Origin of the sequence: Ensifer sp. Root31, assembly GCF_001424825.1 — a bacterium.
Lineage (GTDB): Bacteria > Pseudomonadota > Alphaproteobacteria > Rhizobiales > Rhizobiaceae > Ensifer > Ensifer canadensis.
Window position 1 is genome coordinate 214492 of the sequence record NZ_LMCO01000045.1, and the last position, 19478, is coordinate 233969.

Sequence of the window (19478 nt, forward strand, 5' to 3'; positions counted from 1 at the left end):
AGGAGCGGATTCACCATTCTTTGTTGGTGGTCGACGGGCAAACAACCCGAACCGGGGCGGCACTTACACGAAGAAAACCCGCTTGTCATCCCCGCAAGCCATATTTTCCGGGCCATGGAGGCGTTCGGCGCGAATTCTATCAGAGATTTCGAAATAACGCGCATTGAAATGCATTCAATCGCGGGCTTGCGGCTGCAAAGCCCGCGGGCTATGCCGAGCTGGGGGCGATGGGGGAGACCATGCATTTCTTCGAAGTACTTCTGCTTTTCGTCGCCGGTTTCCTGTCGGGCGTGGTCAATGCGATTGCCGGTGGCGGAACCTTCCTCACCTTCGGCGCCATGACCCTTGGCGGGTTGCCGCCGATTGTCGCCAATGCCACGTCGTCGATCATCCAGCTTCCCGGCTATATCACCTCGACCCTTGCCTATGCCAAGGAGATCCGCGCGGACCGCCGCCAGGCGATCCTGCTTGGCGTCATTTCGGCGGTCGGCGGACTTGCCGGCGCGGTGTTGCTGATCTCCCTGTCGAACGCCTCGTTTCGTGCGCTCGTCCCCTGGCTGCTGATCGCCGCGACGGCGATCTTCGCCGCCGGGCCGCTCCTGAAGCCCAAGGCCCGCATCGACGAGCATGCGATCAGCCCGGCCGGTGTCGTCAGCCAGTTCGCAACCTCGATCTATGGCGGCTTCTTCGGCGCCGGCATGGGCATCATGATGCTGGCGGTGTTGGGACTTGCCACCGGTGGCGGCTATCACCGCCTGAATGCGCTGAAGAACTTCATCTCGATCGTCATCGCCACCATCGCCATCGTGGTCTTCGCCGCCGGCGGGGTCGTGTCGTGGCTGCATGCGGCGATCATGGTTCCCGGTGCCGCCCTCGGCGGTTATCTCGGCGTCTGGGCGGCACGGCGCGTGCCGCAGGCGGTGATCCGCGCCTTGGTCGTCGCGGTCGGCTTGCTGCTCGCCGCCTATTACTTCTTCACGGGTTGAGGAAGCAGGTCCGGCCGACGCGCCTCGGTCAGCCGACGGGCTTCCGCCTCGCGCCACTTGGCGATGGCGCCGTGATTGCCCGAGGTCAGCACGGCCGGGATCTCCCTGCCCTCGAAGACCTGCGGACGGGTATAGTGCGGATGCTCCAGCAACCCGCCTTCGAAGCTTTCGTGAACGCCCGACAGCTCGTTGCCCATCACCCCGGGCAGGATGCGCACGACGGCATCGAGCAGCGTCAGCGCTGCCGGCTCGCCGCCCGAGAGGATATAGTCGCCGATCGACACTTCCTCGAGCGCGCGCCCGTCGATGACGCGCTGGTCGACACCTTCGAACCGCCCGCAGACGATGACCACGCCGGGACCGTCGGCAAGTTCGCGCACGCGCTTCTGCGTCAAGGGCCTACCGCGCGGGCTCATCAGCAGCCGCGGGCGATGATCGTCCTGCGACACCGCGTCGATCGCACGGGCGAGGACGTCGGGCCTCAGCACCATGCCGGCGCCGCCGCCGGCCGGCGTATCGTCGACGGTCCGGTGCTTGTCCTCCGCAAAGTCACGGATCTGCACGGCATCGATCGACCATTGGCCGCGCTCCAGCGCCCGGCCGGAGAGCGAGGCGCCGAGATGGCCGGGAAACATTTCGGGATAGAGCGTGAGAACCGTTGCGCGGAAGGACATTGCCTTGGCGCTCACTTGCGCTTGGCCGAAAACGGGCTGCCGGGCTCGTCCTTGTCGTCGATGAGGCCGGCGGCCAGCGGATCGACCAGCAGCTTGCCGCCTTCCAAATCGATCTCCAGAACGGACCATTCAGTAAAGGGAATGAGCACGGGGCGCTTGCCCGGCCCCTTGAGCTCCAGCAGGTCGCCCGCGCCGAAATCGAACACGCCCGTCACGGTGCCGTAGCTCTTGCCGCTGCCGTCGATGGCCTCGAGGCCCTCGAGGTCGGCATAGAAGAATTCGTCTTCGTCGAGATCGTCGTCGGGCAGATTGTCGCGATCGACGAACAGTTCGAGGCCATTCAGCGCCTCGGCGGCCGTGCGGTCGTTGACGCCGCGAAAGCGGACGACGACCACGTTCTTGGCCTCGCGGATTTCCAGCACCTCGAACACGCGCCCATCGGCGCTATGGAGATGGCCATAATCGCCGAGTGCCGTCGGGTCGTCGGTGAAAGACTTGACCCTGACCTCGCCGCGCAAACCTTGCGCCGCGCCGACAGTCGCCATCAGAACCGGGTTTTCGAGTTTGCTCATCATCCGTATCCGTTTGGGGATTTCAGGGTGCACATAACGGAAAACGGGCGGCATGGAAATGCCGCCCGTCTCCTTCATCCGTTTGCCGGATATTATTCCGCGGCACCTTCGGCAGCGGCAGCAGCGGCGTCTTCGGCCTTCTGCTTGGCTTCAGCAGCGCGCTCCTGAGCCTTCTTGCCCGGCAGACCCTTGTTCGGGTTGCTGCGAGCCGGACGCTGAGCGATACCGGCCTGGTCGAGGAAGCGCATGACGCGGTCGGTCGGCTGGGCGCCCTGGGCGATCCAGTGGCTGATGCGCTCGGCGTTCAGCTCGACGCGCTTTTCGTCGTCCTTGCCGAGCATCGGGTTCCAGGAACCGATCTTCTCGAGGAAGCGGCCGTCACGCGGGCTGCGGGCGTCGGCAACGACGATCTGGTAGTAAGGACGCTTCTTGGAACCGCCACGGGCGAGACGAATTTTCAGTGCCATTTGAGTAACTCCTTGCAGGCTTTCTTGACCGCTTCGTTCAAGCGGAATGGGTGGTGCCGACGGTGCCCGCGGAATGCGTGCGATCGGCGGCGATGGCTTCATGATGCCGGATGACTTCCTTGATGATGAAGTTCAGGAACTTCTCGGCGAAATCCGGATCCAGATTGGCATCCTTCGCCAGGTGGCGAAGACGTTCGATCTGGTATTCTTCGCGCGCCGCATCGGCCGGCGGCAGATTGTGCTTGGCCTTGAGAACGCCGACCGCCTGGGTGCAGCGGAACCGTTCGGCCAGCATGTGGACGAGCGCGGCATCGATGTTGTCGATCGACTGCCGGTAACCCGCCAATTCCTTTTTGATTTCGGGATCAATCATCTCTCACCGATCCTCACTTCTTCTTGGGTAGGCCCGGAAGGCCGGGGAAACCGCCAAGGCCCGGAAGCTTGGCGCCGCCGAGACCGGGCAGGCCGCCGCCGCCAAGGCCCGGCATGCCGCCGGGCTTGAGGCCGGCTGCTTCCGCCTGCTTCTGCAACGCTTCGAGCTGCTTGGGGTCGAGGCTCGACAGATCGGGCATGCCGCCGCCACCAAGGCCGCCGAGGCCCATCTTGCTGGCAAGGCCGCCCATCATCTGCTTCATCATGCCGCCTTTGCCCTTGCCGCCCATCATCTTCATCATGTCCGCCATCTGGCGGTGCATCTTCAGAAGCTTGTTGATGTCGGCAGCATCGGTGCCGGAACCGGCGGCGATGCGCTTCTTGCGGGAATGCTTCAGCATGTCCGGGTTGGCGCGCTCGGCCCTGGTCATCGAGGAGATGATGGCGATCTGGCGTCCGAACAGCTTGTCGTCGAGACCGGCCGAGGCCATCTTGTCCTTCATGCCGGCCATGCCGGGCATCAGGCCCATGATACCGCCCATGCCGCCCATCTTCTGCATCTGACGCAATTGGTCGGCGAGGTCGTTCAGGTCGAACTTGCCCTTGGCCATCTTGGCGGCCATTGCGGCCGCCTTTTCGGCGTCGATGTTCTCGGCAGCCTTTTCGACCAGCGAGATGATGTCGCCCATGCCGAGGATACGGTCGGCAACGCGGCGCGGATGGAACTCTTCGAGTTCGCCCATCTTTTCGCCGACGCCGATGAGCTTGATCGGCTTGCCGGTAACGGCGCGCATCGAAAGTGCTGCACCGCCGCGGCCGTCGCCGTCCATACGGGTGAGCACGAGGCCGGTGATGCCGACGCGTTCGTCGAAGTTGCGGGCGAGGTTGACGGCATCCTGACCGGTCAGCGCATCGGCGACCAGCAGGATCTCATGCGGATTGGACTTCCGCTTGATTTCCGCCATCTCGATCATCAGCGGCTCGTCGATATGCGTACGGCCGGCGGTGTCGAGGATGACGATGTCGTGGCCGCCGAGCTTGGCGGCCTGCACGGCGCGCGCGGCGATATCGGTCGGCGACTGGCCGGCGATGATTGGCAGCGTATCGACGCCGGCCTGAACGCCGAGCTGGCGAAGCTGCTCCTGGGCGGCCGGACGACGGGTGTCGAGCGAAGCCATCAGGACCTTCTTTTTGTCCCGCGTCTTCATCCGGCTGGCGATCTTGCCGGTGGTCGTCGTCTTGCCCGAGCCCTGCAGACCGACCATCATGATGACGACCGGTGCCGGCGCATTGAGGTCGATAGTGACGCCCTCGGAGCCCAGCATCTCGACCAGCTCGTCATGGACGAGCTTGACGACCATCTGCCCGGGCTTGATCGATTTCAGGATCTCGGCGCCAACGGCCTTCTCGCGAACCTTTTCAGTAAAGGAGCGCACGACGTCGAGGGCGACATCGGCTTCGAGCAACGCACGGCGAACCTCGCGAAGCGCCGCGGAAACATCTGCTTCCGACAATGCGCCGCGGCCGGTCAGTCCATTCAATATGGAACCAAGGCGGTCCTGGAGGCTCTCGAACATTCTCACTTCCTTCTGGTTTCCGGTGGCATGGAGACTAGCCGGAAACGTGGGTTCCTTCGCCTGAAAAACAAGGCGCAAAGCCAAAAACCACCCGAGGGCGCAACGCGCTGTCGGATGTTGACCTCCGGGCTCTCTTTATACCTTTACGGGGCCTGGTCGGTGGCTTCGAAGTCATCAACTTGCGAAGGAATTTGCCGCGATAAACAGGAAAGCGGCCGAAAAGTCAAGAACGGCCGGCAAATCCGGCAGCAGGGATTTCAGGCACGGACTGCGCCGCGACGCTCACAGCACCAATCCCGGCGGTCAAGAGCCTTCCTTGTCATCCGCTGCGCCAAGTTCACGTGCCAGCTCATCGAACGCCGTCGCGACGCGGGTCATGACCCTGAGTGCCGCAACCACTTCGGTCTGGTTGATATCGCCCAGAACCGCGTGCAGCAATTCGAGTTCGCGCCGGTGGATGGCCTCGAACAGGTCGCGACCGACAACGCTCGGCGCACAGAAATAGGCGCGTCGATGTTCCGGGTTGGGTTGCTTTTCCAGAAGTCCCTTTTCCAGCAGTCCGACGACGACGCGCAGCACGAACTGCCGTTTCATCGACAACCGCCGCGCCGCCTCCGGCACTGTCAATGGCTCCACGCAGAGAAGCTCGAGCACCGCCCTTTCGGCGACGGATATGCCCGAACCTTCCAGCATGTGCTCGATCGAACGATGCACATTGAGATGGATCGGCCGGACCAGTTTGATGGCCTTGTACAGACGTTCCTGTTTGTCGAAGCGAACCAGCATGAGGCACGATAGCAATCAAGTTGCTATTTTCAAGAATTTCTTAAACCTTGTCCCCTCACCCTGTCACGACGCATCGCAAGCGCCTATCTTTTTCAGACACCGCCACCAAACAATCGCCGGAAAGCGACGATGCCGAAGGTCAATCCTTATTATCGGGGGCCCGCCTCCGACCACTTCGACGGAACGCGGTTCTTCAACCCCAATGGCCGGCAGCCGCGGGGCATGGGCGACCTTCTGCGCTGGCAGCTCGGTCGAGGCAAGGTGAGGTGGCCGACGCATTATCCAAGCCCGTTTCAGCAGGCAAAGCCGGAGCTGAGCATCGAGGCCGACCGCCTGCGGGTGACGATGATCGGCCACGCGAGCCTTTTGATCCAGGTGCATGGCTTCAACATACTGACCGACCCGGTCTGGGCACACAGGGTGAGCCCGTTTTCCTTCGTCGGCCCAGCACGGCGCAATGCGCCAGGCATCGAGATGGACGATCTGCCGCCGATCGACCTCGTGCTCGTCACCCACAACCACTACGACCATCTCGATCTCGATACGCTGGCAGCCCTCAACGAAGAGCACAGTCCGCTGATCGTCACGCCGCTCGGCAACGACACAATCATCCGCCGCGCCGTGCCGGACGCGACCATATCCGTTCTCGACTGGGGCGACCGGCTGGACCTTGAAGACGAACTGGTGATCCATGCCGAGCCCTGCCATCACTGGTCGGCGCGCGGCTCCGGCGATCGCCGCATGGCGCTCTGGGCGGCCTTCGTCATCGAAACCCCTGTTGGCAAGATTTACCACGTCGGCGACACCGGCTTTCACGGCGGCATCAACTATCGCGCCGCCCGCGAAAAACATGGCGGCTTCCGCCTCGCCAACCTGCCCTTCGGCGCCTACGAGCCGCGCTGGTTCATGCAGGATCATCACCAGAACCCGGAAGAGGCGGTGCAGGGCATGATCGACTGCGCCGCCGACCACGTGGCTGGGCACCACTGGGGAACCTTCCGCTTGACCGATGAAGGCGTCGATGCACCGGTCAAGGCGCTCGAACAGGCGCTTGACGAGGCCGAGATTGCCCGCACGCGCTTCAGGGCCATGCGCCCGGGCGAAATCTTCGATGTGCCGCCTTCGTCGTCGACGCGCCAATGAAGCCGGCACTGGGAAGCCGGCACTGGTAATTTCCGGGCTTTTCCGCCATATACAGCCCAAATGAAGGGTGCCTCCGCTTGGCGAGGCTGGTTTGGACAATCGCGACATGGTCGACAACGTGCAATTTGCCAGAATGAACGGGCTTGGAAACAAGATCCTGGTCGTCGACATGCGCGGCCGCCGCGACCGCGTGACGCCGCAGGCTGCCATATCGCTCAACGCCGATCCGGCCACCGCCTTCGACCAGATCATGGCGATCCACGATCCGAAGGCCGCCGGCACCGACGCGTGGATCGATATCGTCAATTCCGACGGCTCGATGGCCCAGGCCTGCGGTAACGGCACGCGCTGCGTCGTCCAGGCGCTTGCCGCCGAAACCGGTAAGAAGGCCTTTCTCTTCCATACGGTTGCTGGCCTGCTCGAAGCCAAGGAGCACGACGACGGCACGATCTCCGTCGACATGGGAAGCCCGCGCTTCGGCTGGGACGAAATCCCGCTGTCGGAAGAGTTTCACGACACGCGCCGGATCGAGCTGCAGATCGGCCCGATCGACAATCCCGTGCTGCATTCGCCGTCGGTTGCCTCGATGGGCAATCCGCACGCGATCTTCTGGGTCGACAACGACGTCTGGTCCTATGACCTCGAACGCTTCGGGCCGCTGCTCGAAAACCACCCGATGTTCCCGGAGCGGGCCAACATCTCGATTGCGCGCGTGCTTTCGCGAAATGAACTGGACCTCAGAACCTGGGAACGCGGGGCCGGCCTGACGCTTGCCTGCGGTTCTGCTGCCTGTGCTGCGGCCGTCAGCGCCGCCCGGACCGACCGCACCGACCGCAGGGTGATCGTCAACGTGCCCGGTGGCCCACTGTCGATCGAGTGGCGTGAAGCGGACGACCATGTCGTCATGACCGGCCCGGCCGAATGGGAATGGTCGGGAACCGTCGACCCTGCGACCGGCGCCTGGCAGCGCGATGAAACCGAACCGGGAACCGCCGAGGCCCGGGCGCTTTGAGCGGCGTCGAGGTCATAACCTTCGGCTGCCGTCTCAATACCTACGAATCCGAAGTGATGCGGGCGGAAGCCGAAAAGGCGGGGTTGAACAACGCCATCCTCGTCAACACCTGTGCGGTGACCGGCGAGGCCGTGCGCCAGGCGCGCCAGGCGATCCGCCGCGCCCGCCGCGACAACCCGCATGCCCGCATCATTGTCACCGGCTGCGCCGCCCAGACGGAGAAGGAAACCTTCGCCGGTATGGCCGAGGTCGACGCCGTGCTCGGCAACGAGGAGAAGCTGAAAAGCGCCTCCTACCGATCGCTGCCCGATTTCGGCGTCTCGGCGGAAGAAAAGCTGCGCGTCAACGACATCATGAGCGTGCGGGCCACAGCACCACAGATGGTCAAGCATATCGACGGTCACGTACGCGCCTTCATCCAGGTGCAGAACGGCTGCGATCACCGCTGTACCTTCTGCATCATCCCTTATGGACGCGGCAATTCCCGCTCGGTACCGATGGGTGCGGTGGTCGACCAGGCACGCAGGCTCGTCGAGGGCGGCTACAGCGAGATCGTGCTCACCGGCGTCGATGCGACGAGCTACGGCGCCGATCTGCCGGGAACCCCGACGCTGGGACTGTTGGCAAAGACGCTTCTCAAACAGGTGCCGGATATCCGCCGCCTGCGCCTTTCCTCGATCGACGGCATCGAGGCCGACGGCCATCTGTTCGATTTGATTGCCGACGAAGCGCGCTTCATGCCGCATCTGCATCTGTCGCTGCAGCATGGCGACGACATGATCCTGAAGCGCATGAAACGTCGCCATTCGAGCGCCGACGCCCTCGCCTTCACGGACAAGGTCCGGCGCTTGCGCCCCGATATCAGTCTCGGCGCCGACATGATCGCCGGCTTCCCGACGGAAACCGAAGAGATGTTTGAAAATGCCGTGCGGCTTGCCAAGGATTGCGGCATCGCCCATCTGCACGTCTTTCCCTATAGCCCCCGTCCCGGCACGCCGGCAGCGCGTATGCCGCAGCTTGACCGGGCGCTGGTCAAGGATCGCGCCGCCCGCCTTCGCGCGACGGGCGCGGCCCTTTATGCCCGCCATCTCGAAGGCATGGTCGGCAGCGCGCAGACGCTGCTGGTCGAAAACAACGGCCTCGCTCACACCGAAAACTTCACGCTCGTCGACGCCGCCGGCCTCAAACCCCGTGCGCTTGTGCCGGTCACGATCACCGGCCACAATGGCAAGCATCTGACGATGCAGGTAAAACAGATGGCTGCGGCCTGACTCATGCGGAATCCCTGAATGGCAATCGGTTTCATCAAGAAGATCTTCTCCTTCGGCAAGGGCACTGTCGAGGAAACCAAGCCGCAGGATGCCGCGCCGGAAGCGGACGTCGCAGCAGCGGTACCGGCCGAAGTGCCGCCGGCGCCGGAGCCCGTTATCCCCGAGGCGATCGCCCCGGTCGACGTAGAAATCGACGAGCCCGTTGCCGAGCAGTCCGCGGCCGAAGAAGCCTCTGAAGAACTGCTTGAGCCGCTGTCTGATATCGAAGCCCTGCCGCTTGCCGTCGAGGACCCGATCCTGCCGGCCGAGATCGAGACCGCGGGCGGACCGGCATCGGACGAGGCGCGCAACGACGAGAATACCTCTGTCAGCGAAGACGCGGTCGTGCCCGTGGATGCAGCGGCAGAACAGGGAGAACTGTCGCCCACAACGCAAGAGGCGCTTGAGGCCTACGCCGCGCTTCAGGAAACAGCACCGGAAGAGCCGCCTGTCGAGCCAGAGGATCTGGCCGAGCAGGAGGAAATCGCAGCCGTCGAAGATCAGCCGATCGGCGACGATGCGAGCGATGAACTGGCTGCAGATGCGGCACCTGTCGAGGATGTCGTCGAACAAGACGACAGTGTTTTCGAGGCGCCAGTTTCAGAGGCAGCGGTCCCCGAGGAGCCGGTCCTCGGAACGCCGCTGCCCGAAGCACCTGCCCCCGAAGCTGTTATTGCCGCCAGCCTGCCGAAGGGTTTTGCCAGCGCTGCCGAGCGCGCGCAGGAAGAGCCCGTTGCCGCGCCACAGCCCAAGCTTACCTGGTATCAGCGCCTGCGCCGCGGGCTTGCCCGCACCTCGTCGCAACTGACCGGCCAGATCGCCAGCCTCTTTACCAAGCGCAAGCTCGACGAGGCGACGCTGCAGGACCTGGAGGATCTGCTGATCCAGGCCGATCTCGGCGTCGAGACTGCCATGCGCATCACCGATACGCTCGCCTCCGAGCGCTACGGCAAGGACGTGTCCGGCGAGGACGTGTCGCGGATCATGGCCGGCGAAATCACCAAGGTGCTTTCGCCCGTCGCCAAGCCGCTGGAACTCGACCTCAGCCACAAGCCGCATGTCATCCTGGTCGTCGGCGTCAACGGCACGGGCAAGACCACGACGATCGGCAAGCTCGCGGCCAAGTTGTCGGGCGCCGGCCTCAAGGTGATGCTCGCCGCCGGCGACACCTTCCGCGCCGCCGCCATCGAGCAGCTGAAGATCTGGGCCGATCGCACCAAGTCCGACATCGTTTCATCGAAGCTCGGCGCCGATGCCGCCGGCCTTGCTTATGAGGCCTTCCAGCAGGCGCGCGAAAAGAAGGCCGACGTGCTGATCATCGACACCGCGGGTCGGCTGCAGAACAAGGCCGAGCTGATGGCCGAACTGGAAAAGATCGTGCGCGTGCTCGGCAAGCTCGACCCGGACGCACCGCACACGGTGCTGCAGACGCTTGACGCCACCACCGGCCAGAACGCGCTGCAGCAGGTGGAGATCTTCCGCAACGTCGCCGGCGTCAGCGGGCTGATCATGACCAAGCTCGACGGCACGGCCCGCGGCGGCATTCTCGTCGCCATCTCCGCCAAGCACAAGCTGCCGGTCTATTTCATCGGCGTCGGCGAAGGCATCGACGATCTCGAACCATTCGAGGCCAAGGATTTCGCCGAGGCGATCGCGGGCGTCGCCGCGTGACGGCGGATGTCCGCCACGTCTTGTTCGAGGCAATGCGCCATAAGAGGCAATCTTTGATCGGCAGCATGATTTGCCCGTAAATCGGTTCCGATTTACGGAAATGTCCGGTGGCGTTTGCGCAAGCCGGCTGCCTTGATATGGTTTTGCCGCAAAGCTGGTGTTATGAGCGGCAGGCACATGCAAAAACAGGATCCCGAAATGTCGACGATCGAGGCTACCAAGCCGCAGAAGGAAGTCAGCCCGCTGTTGAAGCTGGTGCTGGAGCTCGGACCCCTGATGGTCTTCTTCTTCGCCAATTCCCGCGGCGAGTGGCTGGCCGGACATTTCCCGACGCTCTCCGAACTCGGCGGCCCGATCTTCATCGCGACCGGCCTGTTCATGGCCGCCACCGCGATTGCGCTCGTGGTCTCCTGGATGCTGACGCGCACGCTGCCTATGATGCCACTGATCTCCGGCATCGTCGTCTTCGTCTTCGGCGCGCTGACCCTCTGGCTGCAGAACGATACCTTCATCAAGATGAAACCGACGATCGTCAACACGCTGTTCGGCACGATCCTGCTCGGCGGGCTTCTCTTCGGCAAGTCGTTGCTCGGCTACGTCTTCCACTCCGCCTTCAAGCTCGATGAAGACGGCTGGCGCAAGCTGACGGTGCGGTGGGGCATTTTCTTCCTGGTGCTGGCCGTACTCAACGAGGTCATCTGGCGTTCGTTCTCCACCGATTTCTGGGTGGCGTTCAAGGTCTGGGGCACGATGCCCATCACCATCCTGTTTACACTGGCGCAAATGCCGTTGATCATGAAGCATTCGCTGGATCAGGATAGCGCCAAGTGAGCACAGCCATCGACGGCAATGACAGTCAGAACCGGCGGGCGCTGCTCTGGTTCGTGGCCTGTGTCGGCGTTCTCGCGATCCAGGTCATCACCCAGCATCTGATGGGTCGCATCTGGATCTGCGACTGCGGCTACGTCAAAATCTTCGAACCCGTCGTCAAATCGAGCGGCAATTCCCAGCACATTGCTGACTGGTACACGCCGTCGCACATCATCCACGGCTTCCTGTTCTATGGCCTCGGCCACCTGCTTCTGCGCGGCAAGGCACTGACCGCCAAGCTGTTCCTGGCGATGGTCATCGAATCCGCCTGGGAGATCGCCGAAAACACCCCAATGGTGATCGACCGCTACCGCTCGGCGACGATCTCGCTCGACTATTTCGGCGACAGCATCCTCAATTCGACGATGGACACGCTGGCCATGGTCGCCGGCTTCCTGTTTGCCGCCCGCATGCCCGTCTGGCTGACCGTTTTGATCGCCATCGGCTTCGAACTCTTCACCGGCTGGCTGATCCGCGACAACCTCACCCTCAATGTGCTGATGCTGGTCTGGCCGCTGGATGCAATTCGCGAGTGGCAGGCGGCGATTTAAGGCGGCGGTTCGCTCATCCCCGCCCCCGGAAAGTTGGCTGGAGGCGAACAATCAACCTCCTTCATCCCTGTGCTTGTCACAGGGATCCAGCAGCGCCGCGTCGGCGGCGCGCGAGACTCCGCCCTGACTGCAAGGCGAACTTTCTTGGAAAATTAAGCAGCCCATGGTCATTCACGGTGCGGACGCACCGTGGCTGGATCCCTGTGACGAGCACAGGATGAGGCGCGAATCGTAGCCGTTGCACGAAACGTTACGAGGTCAATTGCGGACTTGGCCTGAACCGCTCAAGAACCAGCGGCAGCCTTCTCGATCGCCGGCATCAGCCCTTCCTTCACGCTCTTCTCGTCGAACGGACCGACGCGCTTGTAAAGGATCGTGCCGTCGGCGCCGACGAGATAGGATTCGGGAATACCGTAGACGCCCCAGTCGATCGCCGCCTTGCCGCGCGGATCAACACCGACGGCTGCAAAGGGATTGCCGAGTTCGCCCAGGAACCGGAGGGCGTTTTCGTTCTGGTCCTTGTAGTTGATGCCGACGACCGTCAGACGCTCGTCCTTCGACAGTTCGAGAATGAACGGATGCTCCTGCCGGCACGGCACACACCAGGAAGCCCAGACATTGACCAGCGTCAGCTTGCCCTTGATGGCAGCGTCGGTCAGCGCCGGCATCGGCTGGCCGTCCCGGGTCGCGCCTTCGAGCGGCGACATGTCGAGCATCGGCGCCTTGGTGCCGATCAGCGCCGAGGGGATTTCGCTGACATCCTTGCCGGAATTGAGCTGGCTCCAGAAGATGGCGGCAAGCGCCGCGAAGATCGCCAGCGGCAGCAGCGCAAGGCCGACACGCAGGGCTCCGGGCTTGCGCTCCTCGCTACCGGGTGCGGGGGTGCTTGTCATCGCGGCTCTCCGGTTGCTGCTTCCGCCGAACGCCGGCGTACCCCAGCCGCTTCGAGTTCGCGCAGCTCACGCTGGCGCGCGCGCCCGTCGGCGATCACCCAGAGACAGAGGCCGACGACGGTCAGCGTCGCGATCCCGTAGCTGGCAAAAACATAGGCAGCGTGGCTCATCATTTGGATCAGACCTCCCGGCCGGCACTTCGGGCCGCCAGACGGCGAAGCGACGTCACACGCCGGCGCCAGATCTCGTTGCGCATGGCGGCGATGTGCAGCGTGAAGAACAGAAGCGTGAAGGCGATGGCCATGACGACGAGCGGGCGGAGAAACTCCGGGTCGATCGTCGGGCCATCAAGCCTGAGTACGCTCGCCGGCTGATGCAGCGTGTTCCACCATTCGACCGAAAACTTGATGATCGGAATGTTGACGAAGCCGACCAGCACCAGCACGGCCGAGACGCGCGACGAACGCGCCGGGTCGTCGATGGCGCGGTTGAGCGCCATCAGCCCGAGATACATCAGAAACAGCACGAAGACCGACGTCAGTCGTGCATCCCAAACCCACCAGGCGCCCCACATCGGTTTGCCCCACAGCGAGCCGGTGACGAGCGCCAGGAAGGTGAAACAGGCGCCGATCGGCGCTGCGGCCCGCGACGACACGTCGGCCAGCGGATGCCGCCAGACGAGCGTGCCAATGGCAGCGAGCGCCATCACCGAGTAACACATCATCGACAGCCAGGCGGCCGGCACATGCACATACATGATGCGCACCGTCTCGCCTTGCTGATAGTCGCCTTCCGTCGTGAACGACAGCCAGAGGCCGAGGACGAAGAAAAGCGCCGTCAGCGCCGCAAACCACGGCAGGACGCGATCGGCCAGCGCCAGAAACCGCGTCGGGTTGGCGAGATCGCTGAATTTGCGGATAGCAAGGCTGTTTTCGCTCATGATGGCTCTTTAACGCCTAAGGCCCTTTGCTGCAATTGATCCCCGTCAATCACGAGATCACGATGGTTCTTCTGTCGCATCAACCCAACGATCATAAACGTCATCGATTTTAACAGGTTAGAGCGGGAGACAGACGGAAAACCGCAAACAGTTTATCGGTTTCCCGCACCATCCGCGTCAGTCGGACGCATGGCGAAGCGCCGCGGCGGCGGCAACCGGCCCGATGACGGCAAAAAACAGGGTGATTGCCATCAATATCATCAAGGGCGGCAGAAACGGGGCCGGGTCCTCGATCGCCGCATAGACGGCGCTGACGCCGAAGATCAGCACCGGAATGGCAAGCGGCAGCACCAGGATCGACACCAGCAGACCACCGCGCGGCAGCGACACGGCAACGGCCGCACCGACGGCACCGATGAAGGTGATCGCCGGCGTTCCGACAAGCAGCGTCAGCATGGTGGCGCCGATTGCAAGCTCGTCCATGTTCATGAACAGGCCGAGCAGCGGTGCAGCGATCACCAGCGGCAGGCCGGTGGCGGCCCAGTGGGCCGCGCATTTGACGAACACGGTGGCGAGCAGCGGCGTTTCCTGCATCAGCATCAGATCGAGCGACCCGTCTTCGCGCTCCGCCTGGAACAGCCGGTCGAGACCGAGCAGCGACGCGAGCAGCGCCCCGATCCACAGGATGGCAGGCCCGATCCGCGCGAGAAGATTAAGGTCAGGGCCGACACCGAAGGGGATGACGGCGACGACCGTCATGAAGAACAAAACGCCGATCATCGCGCCGCCGCCGGCGCGGATGGAAAGCTTGAGGTCGCGGAGGAAGAGCGCGATCACCTGCACGCCCCTTTCATCTCTTTGCCCGCGATCGCCAGATTACGCGTCATGCCACATGCCTCCGCCGACGCCGGCAAAGCCGGTCATCCGCAATTCCCCAGTGCGCTCGAGCCCGAGCGGCTGATGCGTGGCCGCAACGACGATGCCGCCCTGATCCAGATGCGCGTTGACCAATCCGGCAAAAAGCCTGTCGGCACCGGCGTCGAGCGCCGCCGTCGGCTCGTCGAGGATCCAGATCGGACGGTGGGCGACAAGCAGCTTGGCCATCGCCATGCGCCTCTGCTGGCCGGCCGAAAGATAGCCGAAGGGTAGGTGCGCGATCCCAGGAAGGCCGACGGCTTCCACCGCTTCGACCAGGTCCCTGCCCGAGCCACCGGGCGAATCACCCATGAAGTTTTTCCAGAAGGAAAGATTTTCCGCGACGGTCAGCTCGCGTTTCATCGCATTTCGGTGGCCGAGATAGTGGCTGAGCTCTGACGGATGGCGCATTTCAGGAGGGCCATTCTCAAGTTTGAGACTGCCCTTTTCAGCCATGAGAAGACCGGCCAGAACACGCAGCAAAGTCGATTTTCCCGACCCGTTCGGACCCGTCACCACAAGGGCTTCGCCGGCACTAAGAGCAAAGGAAATATCGTTAAAAATCAGATCCTCGCCTCGCCTCGCACTCAGACCTTCAGCCAGCAGGCGCATGAATTTTCAGTTTCCCTTTACACTCTTTGCCGCAGGGCAAAAAAAAGTCCCGATTGGACCTTGGTTGGTCTGGCACGATTTGGAGAAATTATCTATAAGGCGGCCAACACGCCAGCGGTCGGCGTGAATTTCATCCTAGCGCCGAACATGGAATGAATTTCCACGTACGGACAGCGGAAATGGCCGCACCCGCATCCCAATTCGCGCTTCATTGCGCTCGGGCGTTCGTACGTCAGTTTTTGGCGATCAGACGGAACGGGGTATTATCCAGTGTCCAAGTCCCTAGACAGTTTCAATTGTCGCTCCACGCTCACCGTCAACGGTGTCGACTACGTCTATTACAGCCTGCCCAAGGCTGAGGCGAACGGTCTTGCCGGCGTTTCGAAGCTCCCCTACTCGATGAAGGTGCTGCTCGAAAACCTGCTGCGCAACGAAGACGGCCGCTCCGTCACCAAGAAGGACATCGAGAACGTCGCAGCCTGGCTGAACGACAAGGGCACCGCCGAAAACGAAATCGCCTACCGCCCGGCCCGCGTTCTGATGCAGGACTTCACCGGCGTTCCCGCCGTTGTCGACCTCGCTGCCATGCGCGACGCCATGGTGTCGCTTGGTGGCGATCCGGAAAAGATCAACCCGCTGGTGCCCGTCGACCTCGTCATCGACCACTCGGTTATCGTCGACGAATTCGGCACTCCGAACGCCTTTGCCCGCAACGTCGAGCTGGAATACCAGCGCAACGGCGAGCGTTACCGCTTCCTGAAGTGGGGCCAGCAGGCGTTCAAGAACTTCCGCGTCGTGCCGCCCGGCACCGGTATCTGTCACCAGGTCAATCTGGAATATCTGGGCCAGACTGTCTGGACCCGTGAAGAAGACGGCGAAATCACGGCCTACCCGGACACCTGCGTCGGCACCGACAGCCACACGACGATGATCAACGGCCTCGGCGTTCTCGGCTGGGGCGTCGGCGGCATCGAGGCTGAAGCCGCGATGCTCGGCCAGCCGGTCTCCATGCTGCTGCCCGAGGTCATCGGCTTCAAGCTCACGGGCAAGCTCAAGGAAGGCGTGACGGCGACCGACCTCGTGCTGATGGTCGTGCAGATGCTGCGCAAGAAGGGTGTTGTTTCGAAGTTCGTCGAATTCTTCGGCCCCGGCCTCGACAACATGACGCTCGCCGACCGCGCCACCATCGGCAACATGGGTCCGGAATACGGCGCCACCTGCGGCTTCTTCCCGGTCGACAGCGAAACCATCAACTACCTCACCATGTCCGGCCGCGAAGAACAGCGCATTTCGCTGGTCGAAGCCTACTCCAAGGCTCAAGGGATGTGGCGCGATGGTGACGGCTCCGAGCTGGTGTTCACCGACACGCTCGAACTCGACCTCGGCGACGTTGTTCCGGCCATGGCCGGTCCGAAGCGTCCGGAAGGCCGCATCCCGCTGGAAAGCATTGCATCCGGTTTCGCAACCGCCCTCGAAGGCGACTACAAGAAGCCGGGCCAGCTTTCGAACCGCTACGCTGTCGAAGGCACCGACTTCGATCTCGGCCATGGCGACGTTGCCATCGCTGCGATCACGTCGTGCACCAACACGTCCAACCCGTCGGTTCTGATCGCCGCCGGCCTTCTCGCCCGCAACGCCGTTGCCAAGGGCCTGAAGTCCAAGCCGTGGGTCAAGACCTCGCTTGCACCGGGATCGCAGGTCGTCGGCGAATACCTCGCCAAGTCGGGCCTGCAGAAGGACCTCGACGCGCTTGGCTTCAACCTCGTCGGCTTCGGCTGCACCACCTGCATCGGCAACTCCGGTCCGCTGCCGGCCCCGATCTCCAAGACGATCAACGACAAGGGCCTGATTGCCGCCGGCGTTCTCTCCGGCAACCGCAACTTCGAAGGCCGTATTTCGCCGGACGTTCAGGCCAACTACCTCGCCTCGCCGCCGCTCGTCGTCGCCTATGCACTCGCCGGAACGGTTCAGAAGGACCTGACCAACGAGCCGCTCGGCGAAGATCGGGACGGCAACCCGGTCTTCCTCAAGGACATCTGGCCGACCTCCAAGGAAATCCAGGAGTTCATCTTCAAGTACGTGACCCGCGAACTCTACGCGACCAAGTACGCCGACGTGTTCAAGGGCGACGAAAACTGGCAGGCCGTTCAGGTTCCTCCGGGCCAGACCTACGCCTGGGACGATGGTTCGACCTACGTGCAGAACCCGCCCTACTTCGTTGGCATGGGCAAGTCCGGCTTGGGCATCTCCGATATCAAGGGTGCTCGCGTTCTCGGCCTGTTCGGCGACAAGATCACCACCGACCACATCTCGCCGGCCGGTTCGATCAAGGCGGCTTCGCCGGCCGGTTCGTACCTCATCGACCATGGCGTCGGCGTCGCCGACTTCAACCAGTACGGTACGCGTCGCGGCAACCATGAGGTGATGATGCGCGGCACCTTTGCCAACATCCGCATCCGCAACCACATGCTCGGCCCGAACGGCAAGGAAGGTGGCTACACCATCCACTATCCGTCGAAGGAAGAGATGTCGATCTACGATGCGGCCATGCAGTACAAGGAAGAGGGCGTTCCGCTCGTCATCTTCGCCGGCGTCGAATACGGCAATGGCTCGTCGCGCGACTGGGCTGCAAAGGGCACCAACCTGCTCGGCGTCAAGGCCGTGATCGCCCAGTCCTTCGAGCGTATCCACCGCTCGAACCTGGTCGGCATGGGCGTCATCCCGTTCGTCTTCGAACAGGGAACGACTTGGGAATCGCTGGCCTTGAAGGGCGACGAGATCGTCACGATCGACAATCTCGCCAACGTTCAGCCGCGCGAAAAGCGCGTCGCCAAGATCACCTATGGCGACGGCAGCGTGAAGGACGTTCCGCTCGTTTGCCGCATCGATACGCTCGATGAAGTCACCTACGTCAACAATGGCGGCATCCTGCAGACGGTTCTGCGCGACCTCGCCGCCTGATCGCTCTGGTTGCTTGAAACATTGAAAGGCCGGGATACCGCAAGGTGTCCCGGCCTTTTCACGTTTCCTATAGGTTGCCTGCCCATATCCTCACTCCAACGTGACTTCCCGTTGAAGCATCGGCGTCGTATGTAATGGACTTCCCCGTGAAGTAGGCCTGTCGGCCGCCAATGAAGTGACGCCATGACATTCGCAGACAGATATTTCCTTCGCCCCGTTGCAATGGCTTTCGGGCTTTTTGCTGCAGCGTCGGTTCCGGCTATGGCTGAGGATGGCAAGGTTATCAAAGGCGTCGTCGAACTCTTCACCAGCCAGGGCTGTTCCTCCTGCCCTCCAGCCGATGCCGCCTTGAAGAAGCTGGTCGATGACGGCGACGTGGTGGCGCTGTCCTATCACGTCGACTACTGGAACTATCTCGGTTGGAAAGACACGCTCGCCTCGACAGAGAACACAGACCGGCAATATGCCTATGCCCGCATGCTGGGTCGAAATGGCGTCTACACACCGCAGGCGATCCTCAACGGTCGCGACCACGTCAACGGCGCCAATCTGCAGGCGATCAAATCCCGGCTCGACGCCATGAAGACCGCCGGCAAGGGGCTTGCCGTTCCGGTTGATGCGAAGATCAACGGCGAGGAGATTTCGATCAAGGTCGGCGCGGGTGACGGCAAGGCAAATGTCGTCGTCGTCTATTTCGACCGGGCGAAGATCGTCAATGTCGAGAAAGGCGAAAACAGCGGCAAGAAGATCGCCTACTGGCACGCAGTGCGCGATATCCAGACCATTGGCATGTGGGATGGCAAGCCTGCGACCTTCACCCTGCCTGCAACCGTCCTGACGGAGCAGCGTGGCAAAAGCGGCTGCGCGGTGCTGTTGCAGTCGATGAAAGATGCTGAAACCCCGGGCGCGATCATCGGCGCGACTGCCGTGCTCGCCGGCCCGCAGGGCAAACTGTGAGCGGCTGCAGGACGCTTTAAGTCGGAATCGATTTAGGGAAAATAGGCGGCATGCCTGAACCATTACAGCGTCCTTTGCGCGTCATACTTGACGCGCGGCGCTGTAAGGGGTGGTTCGGCCCGGCAGCATCGAGGGGCTGGGGCTGAGGGTTCGAAGTTACCGGACCGAACCGGCCATGACTGCGTTCTTTGAAGGTCACGCAGCATGAC

At 62.8% G+C, this 19478-nt stretch carries 20 protein-coding genes; 9 read left to right on the forward strand and 11 right to left on the reverse strand.

Features of this window, described 5'->3' with window-relative positions; all coding sequences use genetic code 11:
- Positions 1 to 239 precede the first annotated feature (239 nt).
- Entirely contained in the window at positions 240 to 986 is a 747-nt protein-coding gene (locus ASD00_RS30135; RefSeq protein ID WP_025425171.1) for a sulfite exporter TauE/SafE family protein, read from the forward strand.
- On the opposite strand, the gene trmD is transcribed toward ASD00_RS30135, so the two are convergent.
- From trmD to ASD00_RS30165, 6 genes are all read right to left on the reverse strand, one after another.
- Positions 968 to 1660, reverse strand: coding sequence for a tRNA (guanosine(37)-N1)-methyltransferase TrmD (trmD, locus tag ASD00_RS30140; protein ID WP_025425172.1), 693 nt, complete (start codon positions 1658 to 1660; stop codon positions 968 to 970). The two genes, ASD00_RS30135 and trmD, sit on opposite strands and share 19 nt — an antisense overlap.
- Positions 1661 to 1671: 11 nt before the next feature.
- Positions 1672 to 2232 (reverse strand): ribosome maturation factor RimM, encoded by a 561-nt coding sequence (rimM, locus tag ASD00_RS30145; RefSeq protein WP_025425173.1) that lies wholly within the window; start codon positions 2230 to 2232, stop codon positions 1672 to 1674.
- Between the two features lie 92 nt (positions 2233 to 2324).
- Complete coding sequence (gene rpsP, locus ASD00_RS30150; protein WP_025425174.1) at positions 2325 to 2699, reverse strand: 30S ribosomal protein S16; 375 nt, start codon at positions 2697 to 2699, stop codon at positions 2325 to 2327.
- A gap of 37 nt (positions 2700 to 2736) precedes the next feature.
- A complete protein-coding gene (locus ASD00_RS30155; protein ID WP_025425175.1) occupies positions 2737 to 3072 on the reverse strand; it encodes a chorismate mutase in 336 nt (111 codons plus the stop codon).
- A 13-nt stretch (positions 3073 to 3085) separates the two neighbouring features.
- Positions 3086 to 4648 carry a signal recognition particle protein gene (gene ffh / locus ASD00_RS30160; RefSeq protein WP_025425176.1) on the reverse strand — a complete coding sequence of 521 codons (1563 nt, stop codon included), beginning with the start codon at positions 4646 to 4648 and terminating at the stop codon, positions 3086 to 3088.
- 303 nt (positions 4649 to 4951) lie between these two features.
- Entirely contained in the window at positions 4952 to 5434 is a 483-nt protein-coding gene (locus ASD00_RS30165) for a MarR family transcriptional regulator (protein WP_025425177.1), read from the reverse strand.
- 129 nt (positions 5435 to 5563) lie between these two features.
- On the opposite strand from ASD00_RS30165, the gene ASD00_RS30170 reads away from it, so the two are divergent.
- The 6 genes from ASD00_RS30170 to ASD00_RS30195 all read left to right on the forward strand — a co-directional run bounded on the left by ASD00_RS30170 (position 5564) and on the right by ASD00_RS30195 (position 11991).
- A complete protein-coding gene (locus ASD00_RS30170; RefSeq protein ID WP_057210863.1) occupies positions 5564 to 6577 on the forward strand; it encodes an MBL fold metallo-hydrolase in 1014 nt (337 codons plus the stop codon).
- Between the two features lie 106 nt (positions 6578 to 6683).
- Positions 6684 to 7589, forward strand: coding sequence for a diaminopimelate epimerase (gene dapF, locus ASD00_RS30175; protein WP_200951510.1), 906 nt, complete (start codon positions 6684 to 6686; stop codon positions 7587 to 7589).
- Positions 7586 to 8860 (forward strand): tRNA (N(6)-L-threonylcarbamoyladenosine(37)-C(2))-methylthiotransferase MtaB, encoded by a 1275-nt coding sequence (mtaB, locus tag ASD00_RS30180; protein WP_025425180.1) that lies wholly within the window; start codon positions 7586 to 7588, stop codon positions 8858 to 8860. Before dapF ends, mtaB begins: the two co-directional genes overlap by 4 nt.
- A gap of 18 nt (positions 8861 to 8878) precedes the next feature.
- Complete coding sequence (gene ftsY, locus ASD00_RS30185; RefSeq protein ID WP_025425181.1) at positions 8879 to 10570, forward strand: signal recognition particle-docking protein FtsY; 1692 nt, start codon at positions 8879 to 8881, stop codon at positions 10568 to 10570.
- A 198-nt stretch (positions 10571 to 10768) separates the two neighbouring features.
- Positions 10769 to 11401, forward strand: coding sequence for a septation protein A (locus tag ASD00_RS30190; protein WP_025425182.1), 633 nt, complete (start codon positions 10769 to 10771; stop codon positions 11399 to 11401).
- On the forward strand, positions 11398 to 11991 hold the full coding sequence (locus tag ASD00_RS30195; protein WP_057210867.1) for a DUF2585 domain-containing protein: 594 nt from the start codon (positions 11398 to 11400) through the stop codon (positions 11989 to 11991). Before ASD00_RS30190 ends, ASD00_RS30195 begins: the two co-directional genes overlap by 4 nt.
- Before the next feature lie 284 nt (positions 11992 to 12275).
- Here the strand turns inward: ASD00_RS30195 and ASD00_RS30200 are convergent, their stop codons facing one another.
- The 5 genes from ASD00_RS30200 to ccmA all read right to left on the reverse strand — a co-directional run bounded on the left by ASD00_RS30200 (position 12276) and on the right by ccmA (position 15351).
- Positions 12276 to 12884: a DsbE family thiol:disulfide interchange protein gene (locus ASD00_RS30200; RefSeq protein ID WP_057210868.1), complete on the reverse strand. Its 609-nt coding sequence runs from the start codon at positions 12882 to 12884 to the stop codon at positions 12276 to 12278.
- Positions 12881 to 13057, reverse strand: a complete 177-nt coding sequence (gene ccmD / locus ASD00_RS38170) for a heme exporter protein CcmD (protein ID WP_171520373.1) — start codon at positions 13055 to 13057, stop codon at positions 12881 to 12883. Before ccmD ends, ASD00_RS30200 begins: the two co-directional genes overlap by 4 nt.
- A 5-nt stretch (positions 13058 to 13062) precedes the next feature.
- Entirely contained in the window at positions 13063 to 13824 is a 762-nt protein-coding gene (locus ASD00_RS30205; protein ID WP_025425185.1) for a heme ABC transporter permease, read from the reverse strand.
- Positions 13825 to 14001: 177 nt separating this feature from the next.
- Complete coding sequence (ccmB, locus tag ASD00_RS30210; RefSeq protein WP_025425186.1) at positions 14002 to 14661, reverse strand: heme exporter protein CcmB; 660 nt, start codon at positions 14659 to 14661, stop codon at positions 14002 to 14004.
- A gap of 39 nt (positions 14662 to 14700) precedes the next feature.
- A complete protein-coding gene (gene ccmA, locus ASD00_RS30215; RefSeq protein WP_025425187.1) occupies positions 14701 to 15351 on the reverse strand; it encodes a heme ABC exporter ATP-binding protein CcmA in 651 nt (216 codons plus the stop codon).
- Between the two features lie 270 nt (positions 15352 to 15621).
- Here ccmA and acnA point away from each other — a divergent pair, with 270 nt between their 5' ends.
- Together acnA and ASD00_RS30225 are read left to right on the forward strand one after the other, a co-directional pair.
- A complete protein-coding gene (gene acnA / locus ASD00_RS30220; RefSeq protein WP_025425188.1) occupies positions 15622 to 18312 on the forward strand; it encodes an aconitate hydratase AcnA in 2691 nt (896 codons plus the stop codon).
- Positions 18313 to 18495: 183 nt separating this feature from the next.
- Positions 18496 to 19269, forward strand: coding sequence for a thioredoxin family protein (locus ASD00_RS30225; RefSeq protein ID WP_025425189.1), 774 nt, complete (start codon positions 18496 to 18498; stop codon positions 19267 to 19269).
- Positions 19270 to 19478: the final 209 nt, after the last annotated feature.

Coding starts and splice junctions, on each gene's coding strand:
- ASD00_RS30135 (WP_025425171.1), top strand. CDS start 240: ATGCATTTCTTCGAAGTACTTCTGCTTTTCGTCGCCGGTTTCCTGTCG.
- trmD (WP_025425172.1), bottom strand. CDS start 1,660: ATGTCCTTCCGCGCAACGGTTCTCACGCTCTATCCCGAAATGTTTCCC.
- rimM (WP_025425173.1), bottom strand. CDS start 2,232: ATGAGCAAACTCGAAAACCCGGTTCTGATGGCGACTGTCGGCGCGGCG.
- rpsP (WP_025425174.1), bottom strand. CDS start 2,699: ATGGCACTGAAAATTCGTCTCGCCCGTGGCGGTTCCAAGAAGCGTCCT.
- ASD00_RS30155 (WP_025425175.1), bottom strand. CDS start 3,072: ATGATTGATCCCGAAATCAAAAAGGAATTGGCGGGTTACCGGCAGTCG.
- ffh (WP_025425176.1), bottom strand. CDS start 4,648: ATGTTCGAGAGCCTCCAGGACCGCCTTGGTTCCATATTGAATGGACTG.
- ASD00_RS30165 (WP_025425177.1), bottom strand. CDS start 5,434: ATGCTGGTTCGCTTCGACAAACAGGAACGTCTGTACAAGGCCATCAAA.
- ASD00_RS30170 (WP_057210863.1), top strand. CDS start 5,564: ATGCCGAAGGTCAATCCTTATTATCGGGGGCCCGCCTCCGACCACTTC.
- dapF (WP_200951510.1), top strand. CDS start 6,684: ATGGTCGACAACGTGCAATTTGCCAGAATGAACGGGCTTGGAAACAAG.
- ftsY (WP_025425181.1), top strand. CDS start 8,879: ATGGCAATCGGTTTCATCAAGAAGATCTTCTCCTTCGGCAAGGGCACT.
- ASD00_RS30190 (WP_025425182.1), top strand. CDS start 10,769: ATGTCGACGATCGAGGCTACCAAGCCGCAGAAGGAAGTCAGCCCGCTG.
- ASD00_RS30200 (WP_057210868.1), bottom strand. CDS start 12,884: ATGACAAGCACCCCCGCACCCGGTAGCGAGGAGCGCAAGCCCGGAGCC.
- ccmD (WP_171520373.1), bottom strand. CDS start 13,057: ATGATGAGCCACGCTGCCTATGTTTTTGCCAGCTACGGGATCGCGACG.
- ASD00_RS30205 (WP_025425185.1), bottom strand. CDS start 13,824: ATGAGCGAAAACAGCCTTGCTATCCGCAAATTCAGCGATCTCGCCAAC.
- ccmA (WP_025425187.1), bottom strand. CDS start 15,351: ATGCGCCTGCTGGCTGAAGGTCTGAGTGCGAGGCGAGGCGAGGATCTG.
- ASD00_RS30225 (WP_025425189.1), top strand. CDS start 18,496: ATGACATTCGCAGACAGATATTTCCTTCGCCCCGTTGCAATGGCTTTC.